11 protein-coding genes are annotated in these 13,528 nt (G+C 68.8%); 4 read left to right on the plus strand and 7 right to left on the minus strand.

What is annotated here, in order from left to right; all coding sequences use genetic code 11:
• A partial coding sequence (locus tag HV742_RS10890) for an MFS transporter (protein ID WP_175145101.1) occupies positions 1-826 on the minus strand: 826 nt, incomplete at its 3' end.
• Between the two features lie 113 nt (positions 827-939).
• On the opposite strand from HV742_RS10890, the gene HV742_RS10895 reads away from it, so the two are divergent.
• Together HV742_RS10895 and ocd are read left to right on the plus strand one after the other, a co-directional pair.
• Positions 940-1,884 carry a LysR family transcriptional regulator gene (locus HV742_RS10895; RefSeq protein WP_175145104.1) on the plus strand — a complete coding sequence of 315 codons (945 nt, stop codon included), beginning with the start codon at positions 940-942 and terminating at the stop codon, positions 1,882-1,884.
• 172 nt (positions 1,885-2,056) lie between these two features.
• Positions 2,057-3,127 carry an ornithine cyclodeaminase gene (ocd, locus tag HV742_RS10900; RefSeq protein ID WP_054419034.1) on the plus strand — a complete coding sequence of 357 codons (1,071 nt, stop codon included), beginning with the start codon at positions 2,057-2,059 and terminating at the stop codon, positions 3,125-3,127.
• Positions 3,128-3,139: 12 nt separating this feature from the next.
• Here ocd and HV742_RS10905 read toward each other — a convergent pair whose 3' ends face one another.
• The 4 genes from HV742_RS10905 to HV742_RS10920 form a co-directional block, all read right to left on the minus strand.
• Complete coding sequence (locus tag HV742_RS10905) at positions 3,140-5,221, minus strand: sensor domain-containing protein (protein ID WP_175145106.1); 2,082 nt, start codon at positions 5,219-5,221, stop codon at positions 3,140-3,142.
• Between the two features lie 130 nt (positions 5,222-5,351).
• Positions 5,352-6,461: a YcjF family protein gene (locus HV742_RS10910; protein ID WP_049070698.1), complete on the minus strand. Its 1,110-nt coding sequence runs from the start codon at positions 6,459-6,461 to the stop codon at positions 5,352-5,354.
• A gap of 72 nt (positions 6,462-6,533) precedes the next feature.
• Positions 6,534-7,364: a 3-methyl-2-oxobutanoate hydroxymethyltransferase gene (gene panB / locus HV742_RS10915; protein ID WP_175145108.1), complete on the minus strand. Its 831-nt coding sequence runs from the start codon at positions 7,362-7,364 to the stop codon at positions 6,534-6,536.
• A gap of 63 nt (positions 7,365-7,427) precedes the next feature.
• Positions 7,428-8,345: a LysR family transcriptional regulator gene (locus HV742_RS10920; protein WP_049070700.1), complete on the minus strand. Its 918-nt coding sequence runs from the start codon at positions 8,343-8,345 to the stop codon at positions 7,428-7,430.
• Positions 8,346-8,599: 254 nt separating this feature from the next.
• Between HV742_RS10920 and HV742_RS10925 the strand changes: the two genes are divergently transcribed.
• Positions 8,600-10,000 carry a sodium:solute symporter family protein gene (locus tag HV742_RS10925; protein ID WP_049070702.1) on the plus strand — a complete coding sequence of 467 codons (1,401 nt, stop codon included), beginning with the start codon at positions 8,600-8,602 and terminating at the stop codon, positions 9,998-10,000.
• A complete protein-coding gene (gene speB / locus HV742_RS10930) occupies positions 9,997-11,043 on the plus strand; it encodes an agmatinase (protein WP_175145110.1) in 1,047 nt (348 codons plus the stop codon). Before HV742_RS10925 ends, speB begins: the two co-directional genes overlap by 4 nt.
• A 19-nt stretch (positions 11,044-11,062) precedes the next feature.
• On the opposite strand, the gene HV742_RS10935 is transcribed toward speB, so the two are convergent.
• Together HV742_RS10935 and HV742_RS10940 are read right to left on the minus strand one after the other, a co-directional pair.
• Complete coding sequence (locus HV742_RS10935) at positions 11,063-12,505, minus strand: ArnT family glycosyltransferase (RefSeq protein ID WP_175145112.1); 1,443 nt, start codon at positions 12,503-12,505, stop codon at positions 11,063-11,065.
• The gene (locus tag HV742_RS10940; RefSeq protein WP_049055332.1) at positions 12,489-13,520 is read right to left on the minus strand and encodes a glycosyltransferase family 2 protein; all 1,032 of its coding nucleotides are present in this window, start codon (positions 13,518-13,520) and stop codon (positions 12,489-12,491) included. Before HV742_RS10940 ends, HV742_RS10935 begins: the two co-directional genes overlap by 17 nt.
• Between the last annotated feature and the right edge of the window lie 8 nt (positions 13,521-13,528).

Raw genomic sequence — 13,528 nt, forward strand, 5'->3', positions numbered from 1 at the left:
CGGCCAGCGGCGCCGCCAGGGCGCCGGCGGCGCCGGCCAGGCCGAAGGCGCCGGCCGCCGCCGCGCCCAGGTGGAATGGCGCCTCGTGCAGCATGACCGCCAGGGTCGACCAGAAGGCGCTGAAACCCAGCGACAACAGGCCTTGCGCGGTCGCGGCGCGGCGCAGTTCGCCGTGCTGGCGCCACAGGCGGGGTAGCGAGCGCAGCAGTTCGGCGTAGGGCAGCCGGGAGGTCGGGGCGAACGCGGGCAGGCCGCGCCACAGGGCCGCGCCCAGCGCCACGATCGACACCGCGGCGGCCAGGAACATGGTGCGCCAGCCGAGCTGTTCGGCGACGAAGCCGCTGATGACGCGTGACAGCAGGATGCCCAACAGCAGGCCGGTCATCACCGTGCCGACGATGCGGCCGCGATGCGCGGGTGGCGCCAGCGTAGCGGCGGCGGGCACGATGTCCTGCGCCAGGGTGGCGGACAGTCCGATGGCGAAACTGGCGGCCAGCAGCACGCCGATGGCGGGGGCGGCGGCGGCCAGCAACAGCGCCGCGGCGAGGGCGGCGGCCTTGATCAGGACGATGCGCTTGCGGTCGTAGCGGTCGCCCAGCGGCGCCAGCAGCAGGATGCCGAACGCATAGCCCAACTGGGTCAGCGTCGGAATCCAGCCAAGCTGGCTGGCGCTGGCGTGCAGGTCCGCGCCCAGGATGCCCAGCATCGGTTGGTTGTAATACAGGGACGCAACGGCCAGGCCGGCGCCGATGGCGAGCAGCAGGACCAGTCCGGCGGACGGATCTTGGGTTGTGGGCGCGGGGTGCGCCCGGGTATCGGAGGACATGATGGGGGTTCCGTTCAGGAAATAGGCCGCGAAGGGGGCACGGGGCAGATTCTGAGCGTCCGCGGGGGCCGTGGGTAGCCGTCCCCCGGGTAGATCCGTTATACGATAGGCGTATGACCAAGCCCGCCCTGCCCGCCGCAACTGGAACAGACCGCCTGCTGTTGCTGGAGACCTTCATACGCATCGTGGAGGCTGGCAGCCTGTCGGCGGCCGCTTTGCAGTTGGGAGCGACGCAGCCGACGATCAGCCGCCGGCTGCAGTTGCTGGAGCGCTCGCTGGGGGTGCGTCTGCTGCAGCGCTCGACCCACGCCATCCGGCTGACCGACGATGGCCAGCGCTGCTACGAACGCGCCCGGGAATTGACGACCACCTGGCAGTCGCTCGAGAGCGAGGTCAGTGGCGAGGGCGAGGACCTGACCGGGTCGTTGCGAGTGGTGGCGCCGCACGCGTTCGGTCAGAACCAGTTCATGGAGGCGTTGGCGCATTACCTGCGCCAGTATCCCCGCATGCGGGTGGAATGGCTGCTGCATGACAGGGTGCCGGATTTCATCGCCGAGAACATCGATTGCGCGATCAAGGTCGGGCCGGTGCAGGATCCTTCGGTGGTCGCGATCAAGCTGGGCGATGTGGCGCGCAGCGTCATGGCGGCGCCGTCGCTGCTGGGCGGCGGCCCCCTGCCCCGGCATCCGTCCGAACTGGCGGCGCTGCCGTGGCTCGCGCTGCGCACGTTCTACCGGGACGAAGTCAGCCTGACGCACGTCCGCACTGGCGAGGTGGCGCGCATCGACATCGTGCCGCGCCTGTCCACCGACGGCCTGTACGCGCTGCGCAAGGCCGCGCTGCAAGGCCTGGGCGTGGGTATCGCGTCGGCCTGGGCGCTGCGCGAGGAACTGGCCAGCGGCCAACTGGTGCAGTTGGCGCCGGACTGGTTCGCCCCGCCCTTGCCTGTCTATCTGGTCTACGCCCCGTCTCGCTTGCAACCACCGCGGCTGCGGCGTTTCATCGAGGTCATGCGCGAGCATCTGCCCGCGGAGTTGCGCGCGAGTGACGCGGTTTAGGCGCAGTTCGCGGCATATCAGGGATTACCAGCAGCGCCGCGGCCGGATTGCGACAAGTGGCATCGGCCGTTGCCAGAATGGCAGGTTCCTTGCATTTTGTGTGGAAAGTGGGCGCTAGGCATTGACCTGGGCATCGGACAGAATTTGTGTACCGAATCATCAGGGGAAAACAATGACGACACTGCTCACCACCACAGACGTTGCGAAGATCGTGGCCGCACAGGGCCCGCGCAAGGTATTCGAGGACTTGCTGGATTATCTGCTGGCCGATTTCCTGCGCTGGCCGGAGTTCGACAAGAGCGCGCGCGTCGCAAATCATTCGGCGACCGGCGTGATCGAGCTGATGCCCACCGCCGACCATGATCTCTACAGCTTCAAGTACGTCAACGGCCACCCCGGCAATCCGGCGGCCGGCCTGAGCACCGTGATGGCCTTTGGCGCGCTGGCGCAGGTCAACACCGGCGAACCGCTGTTGATCAGCGAACTGACCCTGACCACCGCGCTGCGCACCGCCGCCACCTCGGCGCTGGCCGCGCGCGCCCTGGCCCGTCCGGGTTCGCGCAGCATGGCCTTGATCGGCAACGGCGCGCAGAGCGAATTCCAGGCGCTGGCGTTTCACCACATCCTGGGCATCGACACGCTGCACCTTTACGACGTCGATCCCGCCGCCAGCGACAAGCTGGCGCGCAATCTGGCCGACGTGCCGGGCCTGCGCCTGCGCCGCTTCGGCAGCGTCGCCGCCGCCGTCAAGGGCGTGGATATCGTGACCACGGTGACGGCCGACAAGGCCTACGCCACCATCCTCACCGCCGACATGGTCGAGCCGGGCATGCACATCAATGCCGTGGGTGGCGATTGTCCCGGCAAGACCGAACTGCATGCGGACGTGCTGCGGGCTGGCGCCGTGTTCGTGGAATACGAACCGCAGACGCGCATCGAGGGCGACCTGCAGCAGATGCCGGCCGACTTCGCGGTGACCGAGCTGTGGCGCGTGCTGACGGGCCAGAGCGCCGGCCGCCAGGACGGACGCGACATCACCGTGTTCGACTCGGTCGGCTTCGCGCTGGAGGATTTCTCGGCCCTGCGCTGGCTGCGCGACTGCGCCGTCAGGCACGGCATCGGCACGCGCGTCGAAGTGGCGCCGCGTCTGGCCGATCCGAAGAACCTGTTCGATCTGGTGCGGGGCCGCCAGGCCGCCGCGCAGGCCGCGGCCCGCGCCAGCCAGGCGTTGCTCAGGGATTGAGGCGCCCCGCCGCTATTCGGAGCCTGGCGGTTCGTGCGACACCGGCCGGCCCAGCAGGAAACCCTGGAAATGCGAGCAGCCTTCCTGGGTCAGCCGTTCAAGCTGGGCCGCGGTTTCGACGCCTTCGGCGGTGGTGGGGATGTCCAGGCTGCGGCCGATGCCGTTGATGGCGCGGATGATGGCCAGCGCTTCCCTGCTCGACTCCACGTCCTGGGTGAACGACTTGTCGATCTTGATCTTGTCGAACTCGAAGCTGCGCAGGTAGCCCAGCGATGAATAGCCGGTGCCGAAGTCGTCCAGCGCCACTTTCACGCCGAGCTGCTTGAGCCGGTTCAAGGTATTCAGGTTGCTCTCGGAGTTGGCCAGCAACACCGATTCGGTGATCTCCAGTTCCAGCCGGCTGGCCGCCAGGCCGGAGGTGGCCAGCGCCGACTCGACCAGCGAGACCAGGGCGTTGTTGGTGAACTGCGTGGCCGACAGGTTCACCGCCACGGTTTCGTGCGCGTCCCAGGTCATGGCCTCGCGGCACGCTTCGTGCAGGGTGAAGGCGCCCAGTTCGTGGATCAGCCCGGTTTCCTCGGCGATCGGGATGAACTCGTTGGGCATGATCAGCCCCTTGACCGGATGCCGCCAGCGCATCAGGGCCTCGCGGCCCACGGTGCGCACGTGGCTGGTGTCCTTGATGGGCTGGTAGTACAGCTGCAGCTGCTGCGACAGGATCGCCTGGCGCAGATCCATTTCCATTTCGTGGCGCTTGAGCGCGGCGGCTTCCATCTCGGGCTTGAAGAACGCCAGGCAGTTGCGGCCGTTGCGTTTGGCTTCGTACAGCGCCATGTCGGCGTAGCGCAGCAGATGGTCGGCGCCATCCTCCTGGGCGGTGGCGACGGCGATGCCGATGCTGACGCTGACCGGCACGGTGTGGCCATCCACCTGGAACGGTTCGCGCATCGCGTCGATCAGGCGCTGCGCCATCTGGCGCAGGTCGTCGGTTTTCTCGATGCCGGGCAGCACCACCGCGAATTCGTCGCCGCCCAGGCGCGCCAGCGTGTCCTGTTCGCGCAGATTCCTGGCCAGGCGCCGCGACAGCTGGCGCAGCAGTTCATCGCCGCACTGGTGGCCGAGCGTGTCGTTGACGCTCTTGAAGTTGTCCAGGTCCAGGCACAGCACGGCGGCGCTACGTTCGCGGCCGTCGGGCGCCAGCGCCTTGAGCAGCCGTTCGCGGAACAGGCGGCGGTTGGGGATGCCGGTCAGGGTGTCGTGGTGCGCCATATAGCGCACCTGGGCCTGGGCCGCGTTCTCGTCGGTGATGTCGTCGGCGATCAGCAGCACGTAGCGCGAACGGGGGTCGCTGCTATGGAACACCAGCGTGCGGCTGCGCAGCGTGCGCGGGCCGCGCTCGGTGACCACCTCCTCCTGCCCGGCCTCGCGCAGCGCGCCGTCCGAGCGCAGCGCGTCGTTGGTCAGGCGCTCGAAGAACTCGTGCACGCCGGGCGGCAGGCATTGCTGGATGGTCTGCCCCTGCATCCGCTCGCGGCGCGCACCGAAGGCGGCTTCGGTCTGCCGGTTGGCCAGCAGGATGCGGCGCGACACGGCATCCAGCACCAGGACGCACGAGGGAATGTGCGAAACCACCGCCTCCAGGAAGCTCGACAACGAGGTCAGTTCGCTGTTGTAGCGTTCGGCCAGTTCCTTGGCGTGCAGCAGCTGCAGTTCGCGTTCGCGGCGTTCGGTGCAGTCGCGCGTGATCTTGGCGTAGCCGATGAGCGCGCCGGCGTCGTCCTGGATGGCGTCGATCACCACATGCGCCCAGAACGGCGTGCCGTCCTTGCGGATGCGCCAGCCTTCGGCCTCGAAGCGGCCCTGCTCGCGGGCGGCTGCCAGACCGCGCGCGGGCAGGCCGGCGGCCTGGTCGGCGGGGCTGTAGAAGCAGGAAAAATGCCGCCCCACGACCTCTTCGCGGGTATAGCCCTTGGCGCGTTCGGCCCCGGCATTCCAGTTGGCGACGGTGCCGTCGGGGTTCAGCATGTAGATCGCGTAGTCAACCACACCTTGCACAAGGTGACGGTACATCACGTCGGAATTGTCGATGATCATGGGGGATTGGGGGGGCGTTGCGGGATTCGCGGCTTTACGTTTACGTCGTGCCGCCGCGATTATTTACCGCCGCCGCGCGAAAAGGCCGATCCTGGCGGATTAAGTCCAATCTTTGCGCGTTGTTGCGCGCTCAGGGCTTCAGGCGTTGCTTCAGGGCCTGTGTGATCATCGGGATGTCGAGGTCCTGGCCCGGATGTTTCTGGCAGAAGTCGTACAACACCGCGATGTAGGCGTTGCCGAGCAGTTTGGTGATGGCGCCCGCCGTGGTGGCGGCGATGGTGCCGCCCACGGCGCTGCCGGCGCCGGGAATGAACTTGAGCAGGCTCGATACCACCGAGCGCCCCACCAGCGTGGCGGCGGACGCGCCCAATGACGAGGTGACCAGCGTGCTGATGGCGGCGGTGTTCAGTTCCATGCCAAAGGTAATGCCGATCTTGGCGATCATGCCGACCTGGATCGGCACCAGGGCCACGGCGTCCGAGAACGGGATCGGCGCGGCGGCGGCCGACGCGGCCAGGCCGGCGGCCACGTTGACCTCTATTTCAGCCCGCTTTTTTTTTACTTCCAGGGCCTTCAGGTTGCGGGTCGAGAGTGCGTTGGCATAGGCGCGCTGCTGGGATTCGGGGATGTACCGCGCGGTGGCTTCGATCAGGGCGTCCAGGCCCATCGGCGGCAGGTCCGCGCCCAGTTCCTCGATGTGCTCGGGCAGGGCGCGCACCGCCACCATCTGCCGCGCGCGCGGCAGCAGCGCGCGGGCCTGTTCCAGGAACGGGCTGTTCTTGCGAGCCTTGGTGAGCACGCCGATGACCGGGATGCCGGCGTCGGCCAGCAATGCGCTCAGTTCGACTTCGGCGTCCTCGACGCGGTGGCTGCTGTCCTGGATGCAGAGCCAGGCGACGTGCAGGTGTCGGTCCTGGTCTTCGGCGGCCGCGCGTTCGCGGATCAGGTCGGCCAGCTGCTGGCGCGAGCGCGCGTAGTCGCCCACTTCCAGGCCACGCGTGTCGATGATGGTGAGCGGGTGGCCGGGGCGCGAGAATTCCTGCGTGGTCTGCGTGACCGGCTTGCCGGCGCCGGTCCGGGCCAGGTCGCCGCGGAACACCGCGTTGATCAGCGTGCTCTTGCCCACGCCGGTCTTGCCGGCCACCAGGATGTTGACGCGGCCCGCGCCGCGCGTGGCGGTGCTGATCGCATCGGCGATCGCGTCCTGCAACTGGGGCGTGTCCTGGCGGGGCGGCGTCATGGCTGGCGGGAAGCGTGGAAATCGGGCATGGCTTGATTCTAGCGAGAAATCCGCGACGGGAAATGCCCGGTCTCAGCCATACAGGTGCGCCGCTTCGGGGAAGCGGCGCGCGCGCACGTCCGCCGCGTAGTCGCGGGCGGCGGCCTGGATGCGGTCGGACAGGGCGTCATAGCGTTTGACGAAGCGCGCGGTGCGATCGAACATGCCCAGCATGTCGTCCACCACCAGCACCTGGCCGTCGCAGCCGGCCGAGGCGCCGATGCCGATGGTGGGGCAACCGATGGCCTCGGTGATGGCCAGCGCCAGCGGTTCGACCACGCCCTCGATCACCACGGCGAAGGCGCCGGCTTCAGCCACCGCCGTGGCATCGGCGGCGATGCGGGCGTACTCGGCCTCGCCCCTGCCGCGCGCGCCGTAGCCGCCAAGGATGTTGACGGCCTGCGGCGTCAGGCCGATGTGCGCCATGACGGGAATGCCGCGCGCCGAAAGATAGGCGATGGCGGGCGCCATGGCCTGGCCGCCCTCCAGCTTGACGGCGCTGGCGCCGGTTTCCTTGAGGACGCGGGCGGCCGAGCGGAAAGCCTGTTCCGGGCTTTCCTCATAGCTGCCGAAGGGCATGTCGACCACCACCAGCGCCTGGCGCGCGCCGCGCACGACGGCGGCGCCGTGCGCGATCATCATGTCCAGCGTGACGGGCACGGTGGACGGCAGCCCATAGATGGTCTGCGCCAGACTGTCGCCCACCAGCAGCGCGTCGCAGTGGGGATCGAGCAATTCGGCCATGCGCGCGGTGTAGGCGGTGAGCATGACCAGCGGCTCGGCGCGCTTGCGGGCGCGAAAGGCCGGGACGGTCATGCGGCGCGGCGCGGAGGCCGCGGAATTCAGGGTGGCGGTGGTGGACATGCGGGGCTCCTGGGATGCGGTGCGTCGGGCCCGTGGGCGGGCGCGGCGCGCGGCACAGGTATATCACGGCGTGGCCTCGGGCGTAGTCAGCAGGGCCGCGCGCATGTCTTCGAGAAAGGCCGCGGCGATGTCGTCGAGCTGGCCGCGGCGCTTGGCCACCATGCTGATCTCGACGTCGTAGTGGTAGGTGTCGGCATCCAGCGCGTGCAGCAGGCCGGCCGCCACGTAGGGCGCGGCATAGTGTTCGGGCAGGTATCCCAGGTGCGCGCCCGACAGGATCAGGATCAGCGCGGCCTCCATGTTGTCGGCCTCGGAGGTGATGTGGCGCGGCCGGCCGGCGAACGAGGACTCCGGCAAGGGGTAGGTGCGCCAGGTCCAGTCGGCGTCGGCCAGGTCCTGTTCGGTGACGCGGCCGGCGCGCGCCGCCAGCGGATGGGTGGCGCCACAGTAAGCGATCTGGCGTTCCTGGAACAGCGTGGTGTAGTCCAGCATCGGCACCCGGTGCAGGAAGTAGCCGATGGCGACCTGCATCTCGTCCTTGAGGATCAGCTCTTCCAGCTCGCGCGGACTGCGGATCAGCACCGACAGGCGCACGGCCTCGTCGCGCCGGCGGAATTTCTGAATGGCCTGGCCGATGCGTGCGTTCTGCGCCATGGTGGCGTTGCCGATCAGGCCCAGCGTCAGGTTGCCGACCAGTTGCCGGTGCATGTTGCGCGCCTGCGCGCTGAAGTCGTCCAGCGAGGCCAGCGCGCGCCGCGCCAGCTTGTCGAAGCGCTGCCCCTTGGCGGTCAGGCGAAAGCCGCCGCGGCCGCGTTCGCACAGCGTGAAGCCCAGGCGGGTCTCGAGCGTGGCGAGCTGGCTGCTGATGGTGGACTGGCCCACGCCCAGTAGGGCCTGCGCGGCCGACACGCCGCCCGCGTCGACGATGGTGAGGAAGACGCGGATCAGTCGCAGGTCGAGGTCGGAAACGGTCGAGAGCATAGGGTAATCACGGACGAAACATTGATGGATATCGATGTGAATTTTCCGAACTAGGCATGGATGGAAAAAGTCCGGATTCCTATTATTCCACCGGAGTTGCCGATTCATCCCGGCGCTGGTGCCGCCGGCGGCCGAGGGGCGATCGGCGGTCCGGAAAACCGATTTTTTCCAGATTCACTTCTACGTAAATAGTTGTTTGGCCGGCGGCGGTGATTCAGCGCGCGGATCGCGCGCGACGAGACAAGGGGAAGGACATGTTTGTCGACATCGGCGTGGTCGTGGCCTATCTGGCCGCGATGCTGCTACTGGGCTGGTACGGCATGCGGCGGGCCAGGACGCACGAGGATTTCCTGGTGGCGGGCCGCAATCTCGGACCGGCCTTCTACATGGGCACCATGGCGGCCACGGTGCTCGGCGGCGCCAGCACCGTCGGCACGGTGCGGTTGGGGTATGTGCATGGCATCTCCGGCTTCTGGCTGTGCGCCATGCTGGGCCTGGGCATCATCGTGCTGAACGTGTTCCTGGCCCGGCCGCTGCTGAAGCTGCGCATCTTCACCGTGACGCAGATCCTGGAGTTCCGCTACAGCGCGCGCACCCGGCATGTCAGCGCGCTGGTGATGATGGCCTACGCGCTGATGCTGGCCGCGACCTCGGTGATCGCGACCGGCACGGTGATGCAGGTGCTGTTCGACATGCCCTTCTGGCTGGCGATCCTGGTGGGCGGCGGCGTGGTGGTGGTCTATTCGGCGGTGGGCGGCATGTGGTCGCTGACCCTGACCGACATCGTGCAGTTCCTGATCAAGACCGTCGGCCTGATGGCCGTGCTGCTGCCGATCTGCCTGTCGCGGGTCGGCGGCTGGGACCAACTGGTGGCGAAACTGCCGGCGGCCAGCTTCGCGCCGACCGCGATCGGCTGGCCCACCATCGTGACGTATTTCCTGATCTATTTCTTCGGCATCCTGATCGGCCAGGACATCTGGCAACGCGTCTTTACCGCCCGCAGCGAGCGGGTGGCGAGGCTGGCGGGGGCGGCGGCGGGGCTGTATTGCATCGTCTATGGCCTGGTGGGCGCGCTGATCGGCATGACGGCGAGGGTCTTGCTGCCCGACCTGGATAACGTCAACAACGCTTTCGCCGCCATCGTGCAGGCCGAGTTGCCCGCCGGCATCCGCGGCCTGGTGATCGCGGCGGCGCTGGCGGCCATGATGTCCACCGCCAGCGCGGCGATGCTGGCGTCTTCCACCGTGTTGGCCGAGGACCTGCTGCCGGCCTTGCGCGGCGGCCGCGGCTTCACCCACGTGCGCAGCCATCGCCTGATGACGCTGCTGGTTGGCCTGGCCACGCTCGGCATCGCGCTGGTGGTCGATGACGTGCTGGACGCGCTTACCTGCGCCTACAACCTGCTGGTCGGCGGCATGCTGGTGCCGATCCTGGGCGCCATCTGGTGGCGCCGTGGAACGACCACGGGCGCGATCGCCAGCATGCTGCTGGGCTGCGCCACGGCGATCGGCTTCATGATTCGCGACGGCCTGGCCGCCAACACGCCGATCTACGCCAGCCTGGCCGTCAGCGCCGTCAGTTTCATCATCGTCAGCCTGATGGGACAGGCGGCGGCGCCGGTTCACGGCGATTCATCTTCCAGGAGCACCCCATGAGTTTCACCCCCGAGAAGCTGGCCGCGTTGCGCGCCCGGTTCGGCGGCGCCAACGAAGCCGTCATCCACGATCCGCACTTTCGCGCGGTGGCGGCCAACGTCATCGACGACAGCGGCACGCGCAGCGCGCCCTATGCCGGGATGCCGACACTGCTGGACGCGCCGGCCCGGCAGATCGACTGGAGCCGGCCGGATTTCGGCGACCTGCAGGTGGCGCTGCTGGGCGTGCCGATGGACCTGGGGGCCAGCAATCGCAGCGGCTGTCGCTTCGGGCCGCGCGCGCTGCGCGCCATCGAGCGGGTCGGGCCGTACAACCACGCGCTCAAATGCACGCCGGTGCGCGAGCTGCGCGTGGCCGACATCGGCGACGTGCCGATGCGCAGCCGCTACAGCCTGGAACAGTCGCACGAGGACATCCACGCGGCCTACGAGAAACTCGTGGCAGCCGGCGTCGCGCCGCTCTCGGTGGGCGGCGACCATTCCGTGACACTGCCCATCCTGCGGGCGCTGGGCGCCCGGCAACCCGTGGCGCTGGTGCATTTCGATGCGCATTGCGACACCGGCGGCCCCTTCGACGGCAGCCGCTTCCATCACGGCGGGCCATTCCGCCAGGCGGTGCTGGAAGGCGTGCTCGACCCGACGCGCACGATCCAGATCGGCATCCGTGGATCGGCCGAATACCTGTGGGAGTTCTCGTATGAATCCGGCATGACCGTGATCCATGCGGAGGACATTCCGCGGTTTGGGGTGGACGCCATCATCGCCCAGGCGCGAGCCATCGTCGGCGACGCGCCCGTGTATGTGTCGTTCGACATCGATTGCCTGGATCCCGCTTTCGCGCCCGGCACCGGCACGCCCGAGGTTGGCGGCGTGACGGTGCGCGAGGCCCAGGCCATGCTGCGCGGGCTGGCGGGCCTGGACATCGTTGGCGGCGACCTGGTGGAAGTGGCGCCGTCGTACGACGCCACCGCCAACACCGCGCATGCGGGGGCGCAGATCCTGTTCGAGATCCTCAGCCTGATGCGGCTGCGCGGCCCGCGCTGAATCCGCGTCCGCCGCGGTCTCAAGGCGCCGCGCCGCGCTCTACTTTCAGCAGGCGGTAGCGCCGGCTCGAATACAGCAGCGTGACCGGGCCGGGCCAGGCCGCCAGCAGCCCCGCGGCTTCGTCCTTGGGCAGCGCCAGGAACACCTGGCGGCCGGCGGTGGGCAGTACGGTGGCCAGTTCCTGCCGGCCGACCAGGCCGGCGCTGTCCCGCGAGTAGTAGCGGGCCGAGAACGGCCGGCTGCCGATGAAATAGAGACGGTCGCCGGGCCGCATGGCTGCCTGCGCCTGCCGCACCAACTGTTTCTCCGTCTTGTAGCGTTCGGGTTGGGTCCAGGCCAGCACCGCCAGCACCAGGGCGGCGGCCGGCGCCAGCGCCATGCCGGCCAGCAGCAACTGGGCAGGGCGGCGGCGCCATTGGCTGGCCTGGATGCCGAGCGCCAGCGCCACGGGCGGCAACGCCGGCAGCACATACGTCCACAGGATGTTGCCGGACAGCGTGAAGAACAGCGGCGTGGCCAGCGCCCATGCCAACAGGTAGGTCAGGCCGGGGTCGCGGGTGGCGGTCGCGATGCGTCGGCGCGGCGACGCGCCGCGGCGCGGCCACAGCATCGCGCCCAGCAGGACCACGCCCCACGGCATGGTTGCCAGGAGCCAGTCCAGCCAGATACTGCCGTAGGGGCGCTGGTGCGCCGAGCCGTAGCGGTCGCCGACCCAGCCGGGATCGACGAAGCGCAGGAAGTGTTCGCCGACGATGAAATACTGCAGGAAGCCGGGCGTCTTCAGTTCGGCGGCGACATACCAGGGCAGCGCCAATGCCAGCATCAACGCCCCGCCGCTGGCCCAGGGCAGGGCCCGCAATTGGGGGGATGCATGGCGGTGCCATAGCATCCAGGGCACGATCGCGCCGCCGGTCAGCACCAGCGCCAGCGGCCCCTTGGACAACAGGCCGATGGCCAGCCCGATGAAGAAGCCGTAGCGCCACAGTGGCCTGGGCTCGGTGGGCGCCAGGAAGAACGCAACCATCGACAGCGTCACGCCCAGCGCCAGGAAGGCGTCGGTGAGCACTGCCCCGGCGCTGGCGAACGGCAGCAGCATGGTGGCGAACAACAGCGTGGCCCAGCGCGCGGCCGAGGCGCTGCGCAGCCGCCGGCCGCAGGCGTGGACCAGCGCCAGCACGCCCAGCATGGCCAGCCATGACGGCAGGCGCACGGCCAGTTCCGACAGGCCGAACAGGCGGATGGAGAGCGCCTGCGCCCAGAATGCCAGAGGCGGCTTGCCCCAGAACGGCACGCCCGGCTCGAACCACGGGGTGATCCAGTCGCCCGATTGCGCCATCAGCCGGGCGATCTCCGCATAGCGCGGCTCCGAGGTGTCCGCCAGCGGCATCGAGGCCATGGCGGCCAGCCGCAACGCCAGGATGACGCCCAGACCCAGCAGCAGGCCCCTAGAAGTTAACCGCATGCGGACCCTTGCCGGTGTCGGCCAGCGGCAGGACCGCCGCGGCGCTGTGCTGCACCTCGCTCACAAGGTAGACGGGCCGCTGCTTGGCTTCCATGTAGGTCTTGCCCATGTATTCGCCCAGCAGGCCGATGGTGATCAGCTGAATGCCGCTCAGGAAAGTGATCATGGCCATCAGCGAGGGATAGCCCTCGACGGGATCGCCGAAGATGAGTGTCTTGAAGATGATGGCCAGGCCAAACAGCGCGCCGAGCAAGGCGGCCGTCACGCCGGCGGCCGTGGCCCAGCGCAGCGGCGCGGTGGAGAACGAGGTGATGCCTTCCATCGCCAGGCGCAGCAGTGCGAAATAGTTCCACTTGGTGGCGCCGGCGGCGCGGGGAGCGCGGTCGTAGTCGATGACGCGGGTGGGCATGCCGATCCAGGCGTACAGGCCCTTCATGTAGCGGCATCTCTCGGGCAGCCGCAGCAGCGCGTCGACCGCGCGCCGGCTCATCAGGCGGAAATCGCCGGTGTCCGGCGGGATCGCGGCCCGGCTCAGGCGGCTGAGCAGCCGGTAGTAGGCATAGGCCGAGGCGCGCTTGAGCCAGCTTTCGCCCGCGCGGCTGCGGCGCCGCATGCAGACCACGTCGGCGCCCTCGCGCCAGGCCCGCACCATGTCCGGGATCAGTTCCGGCGGGTCCTGCAGGTCGGCGTCCAGCAGGATAACGGCCGCGCCCGTGGCATGCTCCAGGCCCGCCGTCATGGCGGCCTCTTTGCCGAAGTTGCGGCTCAGGCGCACCAGCTTCAGCCCGGGCTCGCGCGCCATGAGGCCCGCCAGGTATTCGGCGCTGCCGTCCTGGCTGCCGTCGTCGACGAACACGATTTCCCAGGGGTCGCCCAGGGCGTCCAGCACCTGCCGCAGCCGCGCGTGGCACAGGGGCAGTACCTCGCGTTCGTTCAGGAAGGGAATGATGATGGAGACCTGCACCGGACGCGGCGGGGTCCGTGGCAAGGTCGGCAGATCAGGATAGGGACGCATTGTCTGGG

The organism is Achromobacter ruhlandii, assembly GCF_902859695.1.
GTDB classification, from domain to species: Bacteria; Pseudomonadota; Gammaproteobacteria; order Burkholderiales; family Burkholderiaceae_B; genus Achromobacter; species Achromobacter ruhlandii.